Raw genomic sequence first — 20442 nt, forward strand, 5'->3', positions numbered from 1 at the left:
CGGGCCCCTCTCTCACCAGAACAGGGCACCACCATGACCACGCAACTCCTCGAACGACCCGCGACCATCACCGTCCCCGGCACCGAAGCGGGCAGGCTCATCGTCCCCGCGACCGAGGGCAGCACCACCGTCCCGACGTACCGCGTCGGCTCCCCCGACATCCAATGCCGATACCCCGTGATCGTCGGCGAAGACCAGGTCATCGGCCGCGCCTACAGGTGGCACCGGGATTGGCTCGTCCTCACCACCGAGGGCGAACGCAACCTCCGCCGTCCGCCCAAGGGGACCCCTGGCACCGACATGGCCGCCGCCCATCTCGCGGAGGAGTACGCCGCCGGTCGGAGCGGCGCCGTTCCCCTGGACCAGGTGCTGGCCGAGGCCCCCACACCGTTGTGCGGGCCGGGTCCTCTCCTACACCCGCGGATGCCGGTCAACGATCGCAACACCGAGGGCGCGCAGATCGCCTTCGCGGGACTTCGGGCCCACCACTGGCGGGCAGTCCTCACCGGGTTTCCCGGCAGCGATAACCACTGGTTCCTCAGCTGCGAACTGTGCCCGTGGGAAGGCCCGAAGTTCTGGTCACACCTGCGCGGGCGCAACGGAGAGCCGCCGAGCGCGCGCCGTCACAAGGGCGGGTGCATCGGAGAGGACAAGGTCCGCCGACTGATCCCCGCCTACCACTAGCAGCCGACCGAGGGGCGGCGGCAGCGCGCCGCCGCCCCCGCTTCCCGAAGGACAGCACCGTGCCGACCCACCACACCCCCGAAAGCATCGTCATCGCCGACACTCCGACCGCGATCCTGGCATGGGCCGCCCGCCACATCGAACACGTCGGCATCCACCAGGGCCCGCGCCTGTTCGACGGTCCCGGCCGTACGGCCACGTTGCCGTGCTGGCCGCGCGGCGCCGTCGAAGTCGCCGCCGGCCACGGGCGCGGAGCCGCCGGCCGGACGTACGACTGGGACCGCATCTATCGCGCCCGCGACCAGGCGTTCGCCATCCTCGCGGAAACCGTCACCGGTCACCCCGTCGACGCCGACGACCCCGCCGCCGCCAAGGCCCTGCACCGCGAGGCCATCGACCGGTGGAGCGCCGAGCCCGGCCGTACCGCCGCCGACGCTGCCTGCGCACTCCGCACCGCCGCCGCCCGTGCCGAACACGCCCTGTTCTGACACCGCCGCCCACCAGCATCCCGAGTCATCGAAGGCCCACACGATGGACGAGACGACAGAAGACCGCAGCACCACCAGGACACCGAGCCGCCGAGGAGCCGCCACCCCCAGCCGGGACGGCGTCCACCGGCTCAGCGTTCCCCTCCACCCCCGGCTCAGCGCGACCGAGCTGATCCGCGTACTCCTCGCGGCCCCGGGGGAATCCGACCTCTCCGCCCTCGACCCCGTACAGGTCAGGTCGCTCATCGCAGACGTGCTCACCCAGCACGGTTATGACGTGCTCGACCGGTCGCCGTACTACCCGGATCTCGACCGCCACCAGGACGCCCGCCGCGCGGTGCGCCGCGCGTACGGGCCGCGGTTCCTCGACGCCCCCGACGAACAGGCCGTGCTCGCTGACCCGCTCCGCGAAGTGCTCGCCGCCGGAAGCAGGAAGTCGTGCCCGTTCCCGCCGCCGAGCCGACTGGAGCACGGGCACGGCAGACGTACTACTGGCGGATGCGCAACGCACGGACGCGTCACCGCCCCGAGAGCGCGGGGCATGCGTGGCACATCCAGCCCGGACACCCCGGCGGCGCGTACTGCGACCTCGGCCACGACCTGGACCCGCCCGCACACCACACCCCAACCCTTCTCTCCCGCAGTCGGCCGACCGGCCGCCGGGGAGACGAGCAGGAATTTCGGGGCGGGTGTCTCGCGTGTGAGTGGGAAGGCCCCATCCATTGCGGAGGCGGGTTCGGGGACGGTGACAACGAGGCCGTGGAGGACGCCCACGACCACGCGTTCCCGGCTGGCGGACACTGCCTCCGATCACCGCGGTCGAGGACAGATGGGCCGTTCCGCGGAGCCGAAGCCGCTGGGCTCAGCTCACTGCCCCGTACCCGGCGGGATGGGTGGGCCAGGGCGCCCCCGTTGTGGCCTGGAGACGGTACCGCCGCGAAGCCCACCTTCCGCCACACGCCGGACGGCCCCGCTACGAACTCCGCATCACCCGGCCACCGCGCGACCGGGTCCGACACCCCGCAGATCAGGACGCCCTCTTCTGATGCCCGCCGTCCTCCGGATCAGGGCCCCACCCGCTCAACCTAAAGGTGGTTTAATTACTTCGCCGTCAGCGGAGCGGGCAACCTCCGACCGGCCGCGCGTTCCACAGGACGCCACGCACCCAGACAACAGACGACGGCCAGCGCACAAGGGCAACAAGGCGCTGGCCGTCAGTGTCTCTCACCAGAAAGACCGCACCATGCTATGTGACCGGCACCCCGACTGTCCCCAGCCCGGCGACATCGCCCAGCTCACGAGGGGTAACAGCATCGGCGCTGATCCCACCGACAGCTTCGTCATCGTCGAGGACTTCCCCCCGACCGGCCGCCACCTCGTGCTCAACCTGCCCGTCGACCACCCCGGCCGCGCCGACTGGGCCGCCGCCGTCCCCCTGGCCGACATAGCCACCCTCACCCGGCTCGAACCGGCAGGCAGCCGTACGTGGACGCCGGCCCCGGACCCGGACGAGATCCAATGACCGCGCCGAGCGGTCACGACCCCGACCAAGAACAGGAGACGACCGTGTCCCCCAAGACCGGCCGCACGCTCTACTCACGCGCAGACCTGCGCAAGGTCCACGGCATCAGCGAACCCACGCTGCAAAACCTCTGGACCGACCGGGAGAACAACGGGCACCCGCCCGTCGCGGAGACCATCGACGGCGTCATGCACTGGGACGGCGACGTATGGGCGACGTGGCACCACGAGCTTCAGCGGCAGCGCGCCGCAGCCAGCACCACCAACCCGCCGAAGCTCGACGGCGACGCCGAAGAGATGGTGGGCCCGGCCGAGGCGGCGAAGATCTGCGGGTTTGCCGACTCCGCCACCGTCTCCCACTACGTCAAGAACCCGCCAGAGGGATGGCCGGCACCGGACGACTGGGACGAGCTTCCGACCCGGCGCCGCCCGAAGTGGAAGCGCTGGAGGCTGTGGCAGTACCTCGCGGACCGCAAGGGCCGCGGGCACGCCGGCGGACGGCCCACCGGCCGCCGCGGACTGGCCTACCCCTACCAGGGAGACGAGCGGCTGACCCTTGCCCGGCAGGCCATCGCGGCGAACCCCGGGGCGAAGAACGCCGACCTGATCCCCGAGCTTCAGGGGCAGACGGAGAAGACCTACTCCCGCCCGACCTGGAACCTGATCCTCAAGTCCGCCCGTGAGCATCCCGAGGAGTGACCCGTGCTCGACACCCGCTGTCCGCGCTGCGGCGGCCCGCTCGGTGAACGACCCGCCCGTTCCCGGCTGACCACCGACAGCGAGGTCTTCATCTGCACCACGTGCGGTACGGAGGAAGCCGTGCGCGAAGCCCAAGGCCAGGCGCCGGTGCCGTTCGGCGAATGGCCCCTGAACACGTAGCCGTCGGCCAAGAGGCCATCCGGCGAACATGACGAAGGTCCCCGCTCCAGATGGCGGTTTCTAGGGGTCGTCGCAACACGTGGTCGGTTGTTCAGGCCGCGAGCAGTTTATGCAGGCGCTCGGCTGGGGTTTCCCAGCCGAGCGTTTTGCGTGGGCGGCCGTTGAGCTGGGCGGCGACGGCGTCGAGGTCTGCGCGGGTGTGGGTGGACAGGTCGGTGCCCTTGGGAAAGTACTGCCGCAGCAGGCCGTTCGTGTTCTCGTTCGAGCCTCGTTGCCAGGGGCTGGCGGGGTCGCAGAAGTAGACCGGGACGTCGGTGGCGACGGTGAAGGAGACATGGGCGGCCATCTCGCTGCCCTGATCCCAGGTCAGCGAACGGACCAGGTGGCCGGGCAGGGTTTTCACGGTGGTGACCAGCGCGTCGCGGACGTCCTCGGCACCGCGTCCGTCGGGCAGGTGCAGGAGCATCACGTAGCGGGTGGCGCGCTCGACGAGGGTGCCGATGGCCGAGGCGCCGTCCCTGCCGATGATCAGGTCGCCTTCCCAGTGGCCGGGCACCGCCCGGTCTTCTGCGTCGGCGGGCCGGTCGCTGATCATGACCATGGGGTCCTTGAAGCGGGGCTGGCGGCAGTTGGCCTGCCGCTGGGGCTTGCGGCGAGTGCGTCCCGAACGCAGGGCGCGGGCGACCTCGCGGCGCAGTTCACCCCGGCCCTGGACGTAGAGCGCCTGGTAGACGGTCTCGTGGACCACGTGCATCTCCGGCCGGTCGGGGAAGCTCATCCGCAAAGCCTGGCAGATCTGTTCCGGGCTCCACCGCTCCTCCAGGCCGGCCTGGACGAAGTCCCGCAGCTCGGGGTTCTGTCTGATCTTCCCCGGCTTGGGGCGTGGCCGTCGGGCGTCGGCGCGGGCCTGGGCGGCGTAGGGCCGGTAGTGCCACAGTCCGCGGGTCCCGTTCGTGCGGTTGCGCCGGATTTCCCGGCTGACGGTGGACGGGCTGCGGCCCAGCTCTGCGGCGATCGCACGCACCGACGCCTTCTCCCGCAACCGGTCGGCGATGTAGATCCGGTCCGCCTCGCCCAGATACCTGGACGGACCAGAAGGCGGCACCACCGGCCGAACCGGGGGTGCCGCCTTCTGCTTGCGCTCGGCGCTGCGACCGTTGCGCCATCGGCGCCCGGTCTTCGTGTTGATGCCGACTATCTGGCATGCGTGCCCGTTGCTGAAGCCCTGCTGCATGAGCCGGAAGTATTCCTCCCGCTCACGCAGCAGCTTCTTCGGCCCCTGGGCAGTCCGGATCTCCCGGATCTTGAAGTCCATCGCATCCCCTGAGCTGGGGTGTTGCGACGACTACTAGAACCCAAGGATCGGAGCGGGGGCCTTCGTCATGTCACCTGGCGCTGGCTGGTCGGGCAGGGCCCAACCAGACCGCTCGCCCCCGCAGCAGGAGCGACGGATCAGTGGCTACGAGCCCTCCGCCGGCCGGGGCGTGCTCCGCCCTGCGGCCGATCGCTTGGTGCAGGGGGTGAAGTCTGATGTCCAGGCCCGAACTGGCCCTCTGTGCCGGGCCCGGACGCCGGGAAGTCCGAGGCCATCCAGTACGGGCCCGACAACTCGGCGAACCGGCGGGATGCCGCTGGATGCGGGGTCTGCTCCATACACGGACCAACGACTCAGCGCCGCGTAGGCACCTCACCGACATCGGATCGTCATGCCGCCTCAGCACGTACGGCACCCCAGCCCGCGCACCTCTCACAGAGGTAACAGTCCAACAGGACATCAGGCTCCAGGAGCCTGGTCCGCAGGAGGAACGAGGCTGATCCGAGTGACCGAGGCCCCCCTCGTTGATCATGATCTTGGATTTAGAGGACCAAGGTATCGTCACTTCGTGACGATACAATCAGCCAAGACGACCGAATCTGACCGGATGAGAGCGGGGGGTGAGCGGGCCGGTGGGATGGGTGACCATGATCGGCCCGTCCGACGAGCAGGTTGAGTACCGCCTTACCGGCGGCCACGGATGCGGGAAGTCCGTAGCGGTCGACGCTGCTCCTCTCGTCGCCGCCATCGAGGCCAAGGCCGAAGCCGCTGGTGCCCCCGTCGCCTCCCTGCTCGCCAACCGCGCGGCCAAGCGCGCCTTCTTCCGCGCCCGCGGACTCCTCCGCAGCAAGGGCACGGCGCGGTTCACCGGGGACGATGCCGTCGAAGTCGCCGCCGCAGCCGGGCTCGACGCCCGCGATCTCTACGGCGAACAGGCCCTTCCTCCACGGCCCGCCGACGGACAGGTGGACTACCACCTGGACGCCAGCGAACGCCCCCTGGTCTGGATCGGAAACGGTCTCACCGAGTTCGACATCACGCCCGGCAGCGTCCTCGCCCCCGAGCAGTTCCCGGCCGCCCGGCGCCTCATGCTCGGGGAAGACCCCCGGACCGGGCAGACCCTCGTGGAACCCAAGCTGGCCATCGCGCCGGCCGCCAAGCTCCCCGCCGCCCCACTGGCCCGCGCCATCCGCCGCGCCGCCGCCGAACGCAGCGTGAACCCGACCTCCCTGCTCGACTCCAAGCGCAAGCAGGACGCCTTCCGCCGGATGGAGAGCCAGCTCAAGCGGTTCGGAGAGACGCACCGCGTCCCCGTTTCGACGGTGCTGAAGCTCGCCGACGCCGTCGGCATCAACGCTGTCGACCTCTACGGCGAGGACACGGTGGAGAAGGCCGTCGCCGCCGAGGCGGGCGGCCACCTGGACGCCCGTGCACTCCTGCGCGCGGTCGAGGCCCACGCCACCGAGACCGGACAGCAGCCCGCCGACCTGTTCGACGCCGCTTCCATGAAGCGCCGGTACGCCCAGACCGCAGGCGAAGGTGCACGTCGTCTCCGGGACCTGCCGATGGACGTCCGCGAAGCCGTCGCGATGGCCAAGGCGGCAGGGCTCACGCCCGAGGACGTGTGGGACGCCGAGGAGATCAAGGCCGCCCTCCTCGAAGGCCGTGTGCAAGTCGGCAACCGCGGTGCTGACGTCACCTTGGACTTGGCGAAGTCGAAGTCTGCGTTCCTCGCGTACGCGCCCGAGGAGATCGCCGCCCAGGTCGAGGGCATCTACACGGCCGCCGGCCGGGAGTCCATCGGCGCCCTGGAGCGGTGGACCGCGTACGCCATGCGCGGCCACCACGGCGACGGCGACGAAGCGGAGACCGTGAAGACGAGCGGATTCTCCGGCTGGATGATGGTCCACCGCGCCGCCCGCCCCGTCGACGGTGCCCCGTACGGAGACCCCCACTTCCACCTGCACTTCACCCTGGCCAACATGGTCAAGGGCACCGACGGCAAGTGGTCCACGATGGCCAGCGGGGGTCGCGACCTCCACCGGCACACCCGCGCGACCCAGTCCCTCATGAATGCCCGCATCCGCCGCGAGCTGACCAACGAGTTCGGCATCAGCTTCCGCCGAGAGGAACGGACCGGAGCCTGGGAAATCGCAGCGATTCCCGAAGCCACGATCCGGCTCTTCAGCAAGCGCGACAGCCAGGTCCGGGACCTGCTGACGAAGCTCGGCATCGACTACGACAGCGCCACGACCCGCGAGCGCACCGCCGCCTCCACCGCGTCCAAGGCCGCGAAGAACGGCGAGGCCGCCGGGGTCGGGGACGATGTTCTCCGCGCCTACTGGCAGGCCGAAGGCCGTGCGGCCGGAGACGACCCCGACGCGATCGCAGCCAGCGCGATGGAACAGGACCGAGCAGACCAGAACCCCACCCTGGACGAGCTGTGCGCCCAGGTCTTCGACCCCAAGACTGGCTTGACCAGCCACTCCAAGGAGTTCACCCACGCCGCCGCCATCGCCGCCGTGCTGGACGCCCTCCCGTACGGCGTCGCGGACGCCGCCGAGGCCGAACAGCTCACCAACTCCGTACTTCAGCACGCCGGATACGCGGTCCAGCTCAACCCGAAGGGCGCCCAGCACTTCGCGCACGCCGACCGGTACACCACGGCGGATGTCGTGGCGGCCGAAGCGCTGATCGTCTCTGAGGCCACGAACCGGCTCGGCACTCAGGCCGCCGCCGTCAGCAGCGACACGGTCGACATGACGCTGTCCACCGTCGAGGCTCAGCACGGCGGCAGCTTCACGTTTTCCGACGAACAGCGTGCCATCCTCGAACGGCTGCTCACGGCCGGGCACGGAATCGACGCCGTCGTGGGCATCGCCGGGTCGGGCAAGACCACGATCATGGATACCGCGCGCCAGGCATGGGAGGCGCACGGTCTCGTCATCGCCGGCGCGAGTACGGCCGCCGTAGCCGCCGCGAACCTGAAGGCCGAGGCGGGCATCGAGTCCCGGACCCTCGCTTCCTGGTTGACCGGCATCCGCAACGGAGGCTCCGGCCTCACCGGCGTGGACGTGTTGGTCGTGGACGAAGCCGCGATGTGCGATGACCGCGACGTCGCCGAACTCCTCACCCACGCCGCGGAAACCGGCACGAAGGTTGTCGGTATCGGTGACCCCAAGCAGCTCCACTCGCCCGGCATCGGCGGCAGCTTCGCCGCCGTGCACCACCTCGTGGGCGGGCTCACCCTCAGCCAGAATTTCCGCCAGAAGGAGATGGTCGAGCGCCGGGCCCTGGAGCTGTGGCGCGACGACAACCGCGTGGAATCGCTCCGGACCTTCGCCGGGACCGGCCGCGTGCACGCTCTCGCGGACAAGGACGCCACCCTCGCCGCGATGCTCACCGTCTGGGCCGACAAGCGGGCCGCACACACCGACGACCACACCGCCGTGCAGCAGCTCCTCATGCTCGCCACCACCAACGAGATCGTGGAAGAGCTGAATATCGGCGCCCGCGCACTGCGGAAGGAGAACGGCGACCTCACCGGTCCCGAGCACGCATACGCGCTACCCGGTGGCGGCGAGCTGACCCTGTCCGTCGGTGACCAGGTTCTCCTACGGGTCAACGACTACCGGGGTAAGAAGAGCCGAGGGCAGAACGACGACGTCCTGAACGGCTACCGCGGAATCGTGCGCGCCGTGGACGAGGAACGCCGGGTGCTGGTCGAGTGGCGGGAAAAGACCGAGGACGGCCACCGTGACGTTGCCGAATGGGTGGACGCCGACTACATCGCACAGGGCGGGCTCAGCCTCGGATACGCGATCACCGGCCACAAGTCGCAGGGCCTCACCGTCCAAGAGGCTCTGGTCTACGGACCCGGCGCTCAGGCGAACGCCCTCTACACGATGATGAGCCGCGACAAGAAGGAGTTCCACCTCTTCCTGCCGCTCTCCGTCTACGAGACCGACGCCGACCGCGCCCGCCACGGCGACGCACTCACCGACCAGGAACAGCTTGACCGCGCCGTCGCGGGCCTCATCCGCGAGATCGAGAGCGGCACCGAGGAACGCATGATCCTCACCGAACTCCCGAAGAACGCGGTCCCCGCGTACGTCCGCCAGGTCGTGGCGGATCTGCCGACCCCGTGTGCTCCCGGAGCCGGAGAACCGCATGACGCGGACACCCGTGACGAGGATGGGGGACCGGAGAACCGTGCCACCTCGGCCACCGCCGATCGAAGTGATGTGTCGGCCGCATCCGTGGAACTCACGCCGACGAGTGACCGCCCCTACGCTCACCTCAGCAACTCGGCACTGCGCGACGCAGCGCGCAAGGCCGCCGCTGCGGCACGCGCCATCAGGACGGCGGCAGAGAAGGCGGAGGTCGCCGCCAACCGCGCCGAACAGCAGGCCGCCGCGGGGACAGGCCCGAACGCGCTCGCGCTCAAGCGCCGACACCAGGACCTTGCCGAACGTGCGGAGGCGATCCGCGAAGTCCGAGCGCTGGACCGCACGATCGCGGAACGTACTGCCGGACTGTGCGGCACACAGGAACGAATCGAAGGATTCGAAGAGCAGCTGACCGCCACCGGCCGGTTTGGGCGTCCGGTGCTGCGGGGGGACGAGCGGGCTGCGGTTGAGGCAGACCGTGGGGATCTGGTCCGTGCGTGCGAGGAGATTAGGCGGGAACGGGAGCAACTGCGTAGGCAGAGCCTGGAACAGGCCGAGGCGGCAGGACCGGCCGGTGAATTCGTATCCGTACTCGCCGAAGCGAATATGACTGAGGAAGAGAGGGCCGCACTCCTGCGGCGTGCCCAGGAGAAGGACGAACGCGGTGCTACTCAGCTACGGGCCACGGCGGTAACCCAACGCAGCACGGCCCAGGGCTCCGCCCATCGGGAGGATCGTCTGCGTGATGAGTTGGCCTCAAGGGCTCAGTCCAGCAACCAGTTCGGCGCCGACGAGCTGACGATTGCACCCGTCCCTGAGCGCCTGACTGTGGTTCCTTATGCCTCCCAGACTCACCATGACGATGTCTCGCAGACGTTCGGTGATGAGCCAGATGGGCCAACACTGTGATCTCCACGAGGCGCGCCTTCCAGACCTGCTGAAGGGATGTGGGGAGCGCCACTCAGTGAGCACTGGGCCTGCGCAGACATCAGAATCCGCGCGTAGTGAGCAGTGGCGTCGTCGGTGGAGATTGAGCGATCCGCGGTTCTCCCTGCTCGCATACATAACAGCGGGTGAGGCACCACTGGCGTGTACACCGGTCTCGGAAACCGGGGCCGGCCTTGACGCTGGTGTCCCCGTCGCTCTCGAACCCTGCCGGTCGGTGAGGCCGCTAGACTCCAAACTCTGCTGCTGGATGGGAGTTTGGCCATGAGTGACCTGGCGATGGTGGCCGTCGTTAGCGCGTATAACCTGCGCTTCATCCGGTACTGGGACGCTGAGAGCCGGGTTGTCGGGGACGCGGGGCCGAAGGTGACTCGATCTCTGCCCGGTGTTCCTGGCCTGCGCATGTTCTATGACCAGTCGGACGCAGGTGCCCCACACCAAGATGTCAACGAGGTGGGTCGTCTGGTCGTTGAAGCTTTCGGTCGTCCCTCCCAGGGTGAGATGAGCGGGCAACTCTGTATCTATCTCGCTGACGCTGAGGGTGTCCCCGTGGACATGCCGCCCTGGTTGCGTGTCCGCATCCAGGAGGAGGTCCGCCGCGCACGGTAACGCGCGAATCCGCGCTCGATGTGCACCCGCTGCGTCGGTTGAGTATGCGCAACTTGGGTCAGCGACGCGTAGTACGCCACAGCCGGTACGGATGGGAAGAGAAGGACTGAATGGTTACTCAGGAGGTCTGGGTGGGCGGTCGCAGCATCAACGTTGAAACGGCCGCACGATGGGTTTCTTCCTACTTTGATGAGGCCGCTAACAGAGCTGCTGCAGTCGCCAAGTATGGGAGGCCGTTTGCGTACCCGGCGTACGATCGAATGGCCACGGGCAGCGGTCGTGACGACCTCAATGATGGGGACCTCATTTCCCCTCTGCTACTGAACGCTGGGCCCACCATCACTGCGTTCTACTCCCTGCAGTCCGTCCTGCCCTCTCTGCTATCTGGCCTTGCGGCAGTGCCGCCACATCTCACGTTGCAATCGGCAGTGTGCGATGGCCGCCACCGGAAACTGATCGAGGGGCTGATCGGAGCCCTGGATGCTCCTGAAAGGATTCCTGGCGTTGGCCTGACTACTCTGACCAAGATCCTTCACCGGAAGCGACCGCTGTTCATCCCGCTGTTCGACCGGCGGGTGAAAGCGTGTTACCTGGGCCTCGGTGATCGATATCCGATGCACCCCGTGTCCGGACGCACCGACACGACGTTCTTCTCGACGCTCGCTGAATGCATGGTTGACGACATCGTTCGCCAGCCCAACCATTGGGCGGCCCTCAAGGCGGAGGCTCCAGAGGGCACATCGCTGCTGCGTGTTGTTGACGTCGTAGCCTGGAATCTCGGCACCGATATCTGACCGCCCTGCTCTATGCCGACCTACTATCGCCGCGTCCAGTTGACTGCGAGCTCAGAACGCCCGGTGGAACACTTGGCCCCGCTGTAACTGAGGCAGAGTCCTGGAACTACGGATGGATCCCGAGGCAGGGAGTAGATGGGATGACCATGGAGAGAGTGCAGGAACGTGTCGCTCGTTGGTTGCCTGTCGCGGTGGATGCCGAGGTGGAGCGCGAATGCTGTCCGGCGTGGCTGATCAGGCCGGGCAGGGCCGAGTGCGGGCGCATATGGGACGCGGTGTCCGAGATCTATGGCGAGTTGACTGGACTGGTCCTACCGGAGCACGCTCCGCCGCGGGAAAGACGCCGGCTGGATTTCGTGCTGACGTATCCGGACGGTGAGCGGCAGATACTGGAAGTGGACGAGCGACAGCACTTCACTGCAGCCCGAGCAATGACCTTGGAGCGCTACCCGCCCGATGCTGTGGTTGGCTTCCCTATTGCGGAATGGCTTGCCCGCTCCCGGCAGCGGACCGGGCGCGAGCCCGGCGGCGGCTTCGCCGCACCGCGGCCACCGCTGTTCCCGGGCGCCGGAGGCCGCCACCGTCAGCGTGCCTTCCGCGACACACTCGCCGATCTGCTGCCATCCGAGCACGGCTGGCTTCCCACGATCCGCATGAGTGACACAGAGGTCGTCACCATTACCGATGTGGGCACCATGGGATCGCTTAAAGCGCTTTTGTCCGAGCGAGAGGTGTCGACCTCACGTCTAATCGCCAGCGGACTATGACGCCGCCCGGCACCACTCATGGACCCCATGGGCCACCCGTGCAGCGTCGCCATACTCTGGACTGAACGGAGCCCTCTGCGTGCCCTGTCCTCAAAGATCACCCAAGATCGGCAGCCGGTAATTACGGTACGGAGTCATTGCGTACCGAAGGCAGGATTTGCGCATTCGCTGTGCACTGTGCCTCGGCGTAGCGCAGCGAGTCGCGGATTGTGCAAGGGAAGCATTCGCAGTCACCGGTCCTTGGCCAGGGCGACGAGTTCGGCGAACAAGCCACCGCCACTGACGAGGTCGTCGTAGGCCCCATGCTCGATTACGCGGCCCTTGTCCATGACAAGCACCCTGTCGGCAAGGCGAGTGTTTTCAAGTTGATGGGTGACGACGATCGTCATGCGGCCGGCAGCGATCCTCTTGATCTCCAGGAACAGGGCGTGCTCCCCGCGCGCGTCCATCTGAGACGTCGGCTCATCCAAGATCAGGAGGGGTGTCTGGCGGTACAGGGCTCGCCCGCACACCAAGCGCTGCCACTGGCCGCCGGACAGCTCGGCTCCACCGAACATCTCCCTGGTGAGGAGCGTGTCCATCTGCTGGGGCAACTTCTCCACCGTGTCGCGCATACCGACGGCGTCGACGACGTCCCACACTGCGTCGTCGTCGTAGGTGCGGGGTTGGCCGAGGGTGATGTTCTCGCGGACGCGCAGGGGCCAGCAGGCGAAGTTCTGTGGGACGAGTGCGGTCCGGTTCCACACAGCGTCGGGGTTGGCTTGGGCCAGGTCGATGTCGTCCCAGAGGACGCGGCCCTTGTCGGGGAGGAGGATGCCGGTGATCAGCTTGGTCAGCGTCGACTTGCCGGAGCCGTTCTCGCCCACGATGGCCAGGATCTCTCCACGGCGTAGAGAGATATAGGTTCCAGATAAGAGTGAACAATCAAGGTGATTCTTGAACATTGATTGAACACTTCCTGGGCGTGAGTCGGTACCCGGCTCACCGTGCTGCCCGCCGTAGATCGCGGCTATGCCGACTGATGCAAATCTCTACCCGACTGAGTGAAGTAGAGCTCTCCGCTGCCGTGTTCGCATGTCGAGTGCTTGATCGTATGCATCAGTCGCTCGCGATCACCGCGAGCCGATCGCCTATGGAGATGCGGTGGCTGGCGAAGACGGTGAAGTCGGGCCTGTGGCCTGGATCCGGTACGGCAAGGACAACACGCGGCAGGTCGAGGTGGGCCGCCTCGGCTTGCGGCATTTTAAGGACTCGGTGCCCTGGCGGGCGGTGCGTTCACGGCACGGGCAGCAACACCTGTCGGGCAGCTACTGGTCATCGACGATGGGCGGTTACGTGATCTACGAGAGCCGTCTGGAACTGGCCCGGTTACTGCTGGCCGACTTCGACCCGGACGTGATGGAGATACGTGCCCAGCCGTGCTGGCTCAAGTCGCGTGTCGACGGGCGGATGCGGCGGCATGTACCGGACTTCCTCCTGTCGACCCGTCGCGGTGCCGTCCGGGTCGTGAATGTGAAACCGGCGGAGCGGCTTGAGGATCCGAAGATCGCGCAGGCGCTGGCCTGGCCGGGCAAGCTGTTCGAGTCGCAGGGGTGGGGTTACGAGATCTGGTCCGGTTGCGAGCGGACGGTGCTGGAGAACATCCGGTTCCTGGCGGGATATCGCCGGCCCGTCGTCGTTGACCAAGAAGTCGTGGCCAGGGCGTCGCAGGTAGTCCAGGACGGTGACGAACTCGTCCTGGCTGAGAGGAGGCTGGCTCACGATGCGCCCCCGGGTGATGTCCGTCCCGCGCTCTTGTCGCTGCTGTGGTCGGGCTACCTAGTCACCGACCTCGAGCGCCCACTCGGCGGGCGCTCCGTCCTGAGGAAGTGCGCATGACTGACAAGCTGGCGGTGCTGCGCACCGGGATGCTGATCAACCACGACGGAGAGTCCTTCAAGGTTCTGGAGATCGCGGGGACGAGGCTGTTGCTGGAGTCCAGGGAGGGCGCCGCGCGGCAGGTGGACCTCGGCTGGCTGCTGGCTCATCCGACGACGAGCGTTCCTGAGGTGGCCGGTGAGCCGGGGCCGGGCCTGGGTGCGGTGTTCGCGGGGCTGGGGGAGGCGGGCAACGCCGACCTACGCGAGAAGGTCGAGCACTTGCAGGAAGTCGTCACCGGATATCGCCATGGTGCGGCTGAGCTGGCACTGGAGGGGGAGCCCCGTCCGCCGTATGCGCCGGGGGTAGCGATGATGGCCCGCTACGAGGCGAAGGCGGCCGAGCTGGGCGTCAGCGTGATGACGGTGCGGCGGTGGCTGATGAAGGCGAAGGGCCCGGACGGGCTGGTGGGTTTGCTCCCTTCGACGGAGGCCGACCGTAATCCGTTGGGGCGTACGGATCCTCGGTGGCTCGACATGTGCCGCAAGGTGGTGGAGGAGCACGTCGAGGAGAGTCGCCCGCCGCGCCACATCATCATCGCGACGGTGGAGGAGCGGTTGGCCAAGGAGCACGGGAGGGGCAGCGTCAGGTTGCCGAAGAAGTCGACCGCGTACGGGCTCCTCAAGGAGCTGACCCGGGGAAGCAACACCTTCGAGGGCAGCGCCAAAGGCAAACGGTCCATCGCCAATCGCCCGCCTGGTGTGTACGGAAGACTGCGCGCCACAAGACCGGGTGAGTACGTACTGGTCGACACCACCCGCCTCGACGTCTTCGCCATGGAACCGGTCACGTGCCGGTGGGTACAGGCCGAGCTGACGGTGGCGATGGACCTGTACACGCGGTGCGTCACGGGGCTACGGCTGACTCCGGTGTCCACCAAGGCCGCAGACGTTGCCGCGGTGCTGTACGAGACGGTGCGGCCCCGCACCGGCGGCGGACCGTCCGGAGCAGACGGGGGCGTTCTGCCTCATCACGGGGTGCCGAATACGGTGGTGATCGACTCCCGACGCTTCGTGAATGCCAAGGGCGACTTCCTTCTTCCGTCAGTTACCGCTGAGACGCTGGTCTTCGACCACGGCACGATCTACGTCTCGAACCACATCGAAGCGGTCTGCGCTCGCCTGGGCATCTCGCTGCAGCCGGCCCGTCCGTACACGCCGACAGACAAGTCTCCGGTCGAGCGCTGGTTCCGAACCTTGCGTGAGGGTCTACTCGCCGCGCTGCCCGGGTACAAGGGCGCGGATGTCCACAGCCGGGGCAAGGATGCGGAAGCGAAGGCGTTCTTCTTCCTCGACGAGCTCGAAGCGATCATCCGTGAGTGGATCGCCCTGTGCTATCACCGGCGGGCGCACAAGGGGCTGTGCGTGCCGGAGATACCCGGGCTTGAGATGAGCCCGCTGGAAATGTACGAGCACGGCGTCCAGCGTGCCGGGCATCTGCGGATCCTCGGCCGTCCGGACCTTGCGTACGACTTTCTTGAGGTCAAGTGGACCACCATCCAGCACTACGGCGTGGAAGTGGAAACCTTGCGCTACAACGGGCCCGCCTTGAAGGGGCGCGCCAACTCCACCAGCCCGTACGGAGGTGTCCGGGCCGGTGCCTGGCCGATCGCTCTGGACCCTGGCGACATCACCCGCGCGTACTTTCAGGACCCGAAGAGCAGAAAGTGGCACGAACTTCGGTGGGAACATGCTGATGCGCTGGATGGTCCGCTGAGCCGTGAGGCACTCCAGTACGCCCGCAGGCTGGCCGTGAAGTCCCAGCGCTTTCCGAACGTCAAGCGGGCCCTGATTGAGTTGCTGAGCCGTTGGGGTGCCGGGCTGACGAGGGATCGAAGAGAGCGGCGCATGGCCGTGCGGCTGTCTGAGGAGCGCCTGCGGATCATGGGGCCCGAGACCGACCACAAGGACGAAAAGGACGTATCAGTCGCCGAGTTGCCATTTGTACGCCGCCTCGCAGTCCTGACCTCCGCCGACGAACAGGCCGCCGCCGTGGAGACGCCCGCCGGTGAAGCCGCAGCGACGTCAACGTATGGGGATGACGACGAGGACGCCGAGTGCGACGCGGCCTTTCCCGCCGAGGCCCCGGGCCTCACGGACGACGAGTACTACGCGAATGCCTGGGAGATCCGGTGAGCGGAACGTTCGAGGGGCATGAGCGTAACTACAGTCCGCTGCAGCTCGGTGGCTGGCTGGCGATGTGTGAAGAGCCGCCGCGGCCTCGGCCGCCGCTCCTGAGCATGGACCGAATCGCGGCGATGGCACGGCGCGAGCTCTTGATCTACAACGATCAGCGCGACGTGTGGCACGCCAATATCGGGCCGATCCCGACGCCGCAGTTTAAGCAGCTGCACGAAGGGCTCGGCGAAGTGGTCGGAGCCAACCGGCAGGACGGCGAGAAGGTCAAACCGTCCGTGGTGGTCGATGCCTTCCCCGGGCTGGGCAAGACCACAGCGGTCCTCGATTATGCCAAGCAATACTACCGAGATCAGATCCTGCTGCACGGCCCGACCACCCCGTCCGGGCACCGACGCGTACCGGTCGTCAACATCACTTTGACCGGCAACATCACCATCCGCGGTCTGAACGAGGCGATCTGCCGCTTCTTCGAGCTGCCCGAGAAGGGGAACGCCGATCAGCTTGCCGCTCGCGCGTCCAAGGCCACGCGGACTATGGGTTCCAGCGTCATTGTGGTCGACGACATCCACTTCCTGGACCTCAAGCGAACCAACCACCGGGTGGTGGCCAATCACTTCAAGTTTCTGTCGACCGTGTTCCCGGTGACGTTCATTTATGTGGGGGTCGGCGTGCAGGCGCGCGGTGTCCTGACGGACGGATTGTCCATTGAGGACATGGATCTGGCGCAGGCCGGCCGGCGCATGACGACCCTTCCGCTGCCGCCTTTCGAAGTGGGCAGCGAGGAAGGCCGTCTGGTCTGGAGGCAGTTGTTGCTGACCATCGAGAAGCAACTCGTCCTCGCGAACAAGTCCCGAGGCATGCTCGCCGATGATCTGTCGGACTACCTGTACGCCCGGTCCACCGGACACTTCGCCTCGCTGATGACGTTGATCGCCAGAGGCTGCCGTCGTGCTGTACGCACCAAGGAAGAGCGTTTGACCAGCGAACTGATGGACAAGGTCAAAAACGATGTGGCCGCGGAGAGCGCCCGCCGCGAACTCATGGCGGCTCTGGAAGATGGCCTGCTGACGACACGGCCTGGCCGGGATACACGGGGGCGCGCGTGAAGAGGCCGAGCCCGTTCCCGCGAGAGCGGCTGTCGCTGGCCGTGGCGCCCTTGCCGGGCGAGGCGCTGGACAGTTGGATCGAGGAGTATTCTCGCCAACTTATCGTTACCTCCCACGATTTTCTGGCGTTCGTCGGTCTACCGCGCACCCACCCTGAGCGCCTGATGACCAAGCTCCTTCCCGAGGAATTGGACGTCCTTGCGCGGCGTACCGGCGTGGAGCCGGACGCGCTGCGCGCGATGACCCTCGAACCGTTCGACAAGATCACAGTGAACCTCCGCCACCAGACACGCGGCCTCGCCTCCCCACCCCACTGGCGCCGGCACAAGGGCAGCCGGTACTGCTCCACGTGCCTTACAGAGAGCGGCGGCCGTTGGCTGTTGTCCTGGCGCAGCCCTTGGAGTTTCGCCTGCATCCGCCACTCGCAGTTGCTGATCGAGACGTGTCCGGGGTGCGGGCATCGCCCCCACCCCTCGGGACGCCATCCCGCCGGCGTGACGAGCCCGTCCCGCTGCACCATGGCGCGTGGTCTCGCACAACCAAGTGGACTGGCCCGCCACCCGTGCAACACCGACCTCGCCAGCCCCGCCACACGGCCGATCCCCTCCGACGGCCGGATCATCAAGGCCCAGCACTTCATCGACGAACTCGTCCGCACGCAGGCGGAGGGCGGCCGTGAAGAGCACAACCGGCAAACGAGCCTTGGTGAACTGTTCTTCCTGGCCTGGCGCTGCCTGGCGACACTTCACGACGACTCGGTTGCCCAACCTCCACCGGTGTCGAAGGTCCTGGCCGAGGTGGGCGGCCACAGCCCCACCCTCCTTACCGGGCTCAGCAACGAGAGCTCCATCGACGTGGCGGTCGGCACCGCGCTCGCCATGACCGCGCTCGACAACGAACACCCCCACAGCGACGCGGTGGTGCACTGGATCGCCGACTCGCACCTGCGCAAGGACGGCGCCATGGAACTGCAGCTCAAACTCAACTCCTGGCGCTCAGCCTGTTCACTCGCCGTCGTCGCACGCGCCCTACCCGTCATCGACACACGACTTCTCCCCATCGACCGACTCCGCTTCGGAACGGCCTCGCCCACCCCACGCATCCCCTCCGCCGGCCCCGAGCAGATCGAGCGCCGCGCAGCCGCGGTCCCCACCACCCTGTGGCCGTCCTGGAGTATGCGGCTGATGCCCCATGCGATCGGCGGCCCCAAAGGAAGGAAGACCGCCGAGTTCAGGACCGGACTCAGCGCCCTCCTGCTCTCCGCCCGCTCCAGAAGCCGCACCTACGGCGACGGACTCACCCTGCTCGGCAACCCCGTCCCGTCATCCTTCGTCAAAAGCATGATCGGCCGCCTCGACACCCAGTACCTGACTCCACTGCTTTACGGCCTCAGCCAACTGGCGGACGCACTCGACGCCCACGGCTCACCCATCGACTACGCCCGGCGCCGCGAACTGGCGGCCCGCCCGGATCTGACCATCGACCGACACGCATTCGGCCAACTCGCAGCCCAGCACGGCTGGCGGCAGTACGCAGCTCTGACCTTCGACACCATCGACGGCTACCTGAAGGCCATCATGACCGCGGACCACGTCACCTGCTGGAGCCTTCGTTTCAGCAGAGAAGTGCAGCAGCGCAGGACCATCCTGCGCTTCCGGGCAGACCCACTCCTGCGCGCCTTCCTGCTCGACCAGGCCGCAGGCCACCTCAACCGACTCGGCATCGACGAACCGGTCCTCTGGGAGCCACCGGCCAACTGGGCAACCGGCGTCGACTGGCCCGGAACCGATCCGGACGCCGTCGACAAGGACAAGTTTCGAAACTGCGCGGTGAACTACCGCAAACTGTCCGATATCGCCGAAGTCATGGGGCTGGGAATCGAGCACATCCGGCTCTACGCCGAAGTCACCGGCACCATCACCACCACGCAGCGAAAGGGCCCCAGAAAACCCCGGCCGGCACGCAGCCCACCCAGCCCCACCATTCTCCGAGACCTCTACAGCGACAGAGGAATGTCCCTCCGGCAGATGAGAACCGCCACCGGCTGCAGTATCGACGTCCTCAAGCGCGGGCTGCGGGAAGCCGGAGTCGAGATACGGAAACGGGGGTATCACCCGGACTACCCGCCTGTCGTCGACCGGGAGTGGCTCCACGAGCAACATGTCGTGAGGTGTCGAGGCGTCGCCGATATAGCGGATGAAGTCGGCGTGACGGGAACCACGATCCGTGCCACCGCCAGGAAAGGCCGGATTCCCCTCCGACATGGAACCGGAGTCCCCAGAAACTTCGCCGAGACCACACACGGGCTGAACCTCTCACCCCTCGTGTACAAGGCATTTATCGGCCAGGGTTCTGTGACACGCATGCGGCAGGTCTGTGCGCTGCTCAACCACCCCTCCCTCGCAGAATCGGCAGGAGAGGCGGGGACCGATGGGAAGTACCTCAGAAAAAAGCTGTCTCTTGTCGAAAGGGCCACGGGAGTCCGCATCGTGCAGACCATCTCCCCTCTGAAACTTACATGTGCCGGGCGAACACTCTTGCAGCAGTCCCTTCCGGTAATCGACCGGTACGACCGCGCAAGCGCTGACTGAAAGGGTTGTCCAGCAATTCCCGGCGGGCGCACGACGACAGCTACGGAACCTCGCCGCGTTGTCGGAAAATCCACATACACCGAAGTGCGCTGGTGGGGCGTAACCGATGTGGTGATTCGGCTGTTCGTGATGCTGTGGATGCTCGACCGTGGATCGGGGACAGAGAGCTGTGGGCGCTGATCGAGCCGTTGTTGCCTCCGTGGCCGGAGGCGGTCGCCAGGGCCGCAGCTGGTGTCGGACCCGCTCTGACTCCAGGGCATCTATTCGCCCTCTACCTCTACAACGACATGGCCTGGCAAATTTACCCTGCAGAGCTGGGGTTTGGCTTGGGACATACACGATGGCGCCGCCCGGGCCGGTGACAGGAGGCAGGGGTCTTCGACCGGATGCACCGGATCCTGCTTGCCGACCTGAACGCGTCCGGCGGTAATGCTCCACTGCGCACCGAATGGCAGCGGGCACGGTGTTCATCCGACGTGCCCGCCTCCTTTTTTGCACGCTTCACGCGCTTTGCACCCT

At 67.2% G+C, this 20442-nt stretch carries 13 protein-coding genes and 3 pseudogenes; 14 read left to right on the forward strand and 2 right to left on the reverse strand.

Annotation, left to right across the window (positions count from 1 at the left end; genetic code table 11):
• Positions 1–33: 33 nt before the first annotated feature.
• The 7 genes and pseudogenes from ACIQRW_RS27015 (at position 34) to ACIQRW_RS27045 (ending at position 3572) form a co-directional block, all read left to right on the forward strand.
• Positions 34–684, forward strand: a complete 651-nt coding sequence (locus ACIQRW_RS27015) for a hypothetical protein (protein ID WP_403764825.1) — start codon at positions 34–36, stop codon at positions 682–684.
• A gap of 59 nt (positions 685–743) precedes the next feature.
• Complete coding sequence (locus ACIQRW_RS27020) at positions 744–1172, forward strand: DUF6197 family protein (protein ID WP_403764827.1); 429 nt, start codon at positions 744–746, stop codon at positions 1170–1172.
• A gap of 43 nt (positions 1173–1215) precedes the next feature.
• Positions 1216–1590 (forward strand): annotated as a pseudogene (locus ACIQRW_RS27025) (DUF6181 family protein); the annotation flags it as partial.
• Positions 1591–1610: 20 nt separating this feature from the next.
• Positions 1611–2218 (forward strand): annotated as a pseudogene (locus ACIQRW_RS27030) (DUF6349 family protein).
• Positions 2219–2415: 197 nt separating this feature from the next.
• Entirely contained in the window at positions 2416–2694 is a 279-nt protein-coding gene (locus ACIQRW_RS27035; RefSeq protein WP_381179800.1) for a DUF6211 family protein, read from the forward strand.
• Positions 2695–2738: 44 nt separating this feature from the next.
• The gene (locus ACIQRW_RS27040; protein ID WP_403764829.1) at positions 2739–3392 is read left to right on the forward strand and encodes a hypothetical protein; all 654 of its coding nucleotides are present in this window, start codon (positions 2739–2741) and stop codon (positions 3390–3392) included.
• 3 nt (positions 3393–3395) lie between these two features.
• Positions 3396–3572 carry a hypothetical protein gene (locus ACIQRW_RS27045; protein ID WP_403764831.1) on the forward strand — a complete coding sequence of 59 codons (177 nt, stop codon included), beginning with the start codon at positions 3396–3398 and terminating at the stop codon, positions 3570–3572.
• A 91-nt stretch (positions 3573–3663) separates the two neighbouring features.
• Here ACIQRW_RS27045 and ACIQRW_RS27050 read toward each other — a convergent pair whose 3' ends face one another.
• Positions 3664–4806, reverse strand: coding sequence for an IS30 family transposase (locus ACIQRW_RS27050; protein ID WP_403765105.1), 1143 nt, complete (start codon positions 4804–4806; stop codon positions 3664–3666).
• Positions 4807–5534: 728 nt separating this feature from the next.
• Here ACIQRW_RS27050 and mobF point away from each other — a divergent pair.
• The 3 genes from mobF (at position 5535) to ACIQRW_RS27065 (ending at position 12171) form a co-directional block, all read left to right on the forward strand.
• Complete coding sequence (gene mobF / locus ACIQRW_RS27055) at positions 5535–9965, forward strand: MobF family relaxase (protein ID WP_403764833.1); 4431 nt, start codon at positions 5535–5537, stop codon at positions 9963–9965.
• A 776-nt stretch (positions 9966–10741) separates the two neighbouring features.
• Positions 10742–11404, forward strand: a complete 663-nt coding sequence (locus ACIQRW_RS27060) for a DUF6308 family protein (RefSeq protein ID WP_403764835.1) — start codon at positions 10742–10744, stop codon at positions 11402–11404.
• A gap of 140 nt (positions 11405–11544) precedes the next feature.
• Positions 11545–12171 carry a hypothetical protein gene (locus ACIQRW_RS27065; protein ID WP_403764836.1) on the forward strand — a complete coding sequence of 209 codons (627 nt, stop codon included), beginning with the start codon at positions 11545–11547 and terminating at the stop codon, positions 12169–12171.
• A 230-nt stretch (positions 12172–12401) separates the two neighbouring features.
• Here the strand turns inward: ACIQRW_RS27065 and ACIQRW_RS27070 are convergent.
• Positions 12402–13085 (reverse strand): annotated as a pseudogene (locus ACIQRW_RS27070) (ATP-binding cassette domain-containing protein); the annotation flags it as partial.
• 229 nt (positions 13086–13314) lie between these two features.
• Between ACIQRW_RS27070 and ACIQRW_RS27075 the strand changes: the two are divergent.
• From ACIQRW_RS27075 to ACIQRW_RS27090, 4 genes are read left to right on the forward strand one after another with little or no spacing between them, the layout of a single operon-like run.
• A complete protein-coding gene (locus ACIQRW_RS27075) occupies positions 13315–14049 on the forward strand; it encodes a TnsA-like heteromeric transposase endonuclease subunit (RefSeq protein WP_403764838.1) in 735 nt (244 codons plus the stop codon).
• Positions 14046–16223, forward strand: a complete 2178-nt coding sequence (locus tag ACIQRW_RS27080) for an integrase (protein WP_403764840.1) — start codon at positions 14046–14048, stop codon at positions 16221–16223. Before ACIQRW_RS27075 ends, ACIQRW_RS27080 begins: the two co-directional genes overlap by 4 nt.
• The gene (locus ACIQRW_RS27085; RefSeq protein ID WP_403764842.1) at positions 16220–17332 is read left to right on the forward strand and encodes an ATP-binding protein; all 1113 of its coding nucleotides are present in this window, start codon (positions 16220–16222) and stop codon (positions 17330–17332) included. Before ACIQRW_RS27080 ends, ACIQRW_RS27085 begins: the two co-directional genes overlap by 4 nt.
• On the forward strand, positions 17329–19923 hold the full coding sequence (locus tag ACIQRW_RS27090; protein WP_403764844.1) for a TniQ family protein: 2595 nt from the start codon (positions 17329–17331) through the stop codon (positions 19921–19923). Before ACIQRW_RS27085 ends, ACIQRW_RS27090 begins: the two co-directional genes overlap by 4 nt.
• Positions 19924–20442: the final 519 nt, after the last annotated feature.

It is taken from the genome of Streptomyces sp. NPDC091287 (genome assembly GCF_044768525.1).
Classification (GTDB): domain Bacteria; phylum Actinomycetota; class Actinomycetes; order Streptomycetales; family Streptomycetaceae; genus Streptomyces.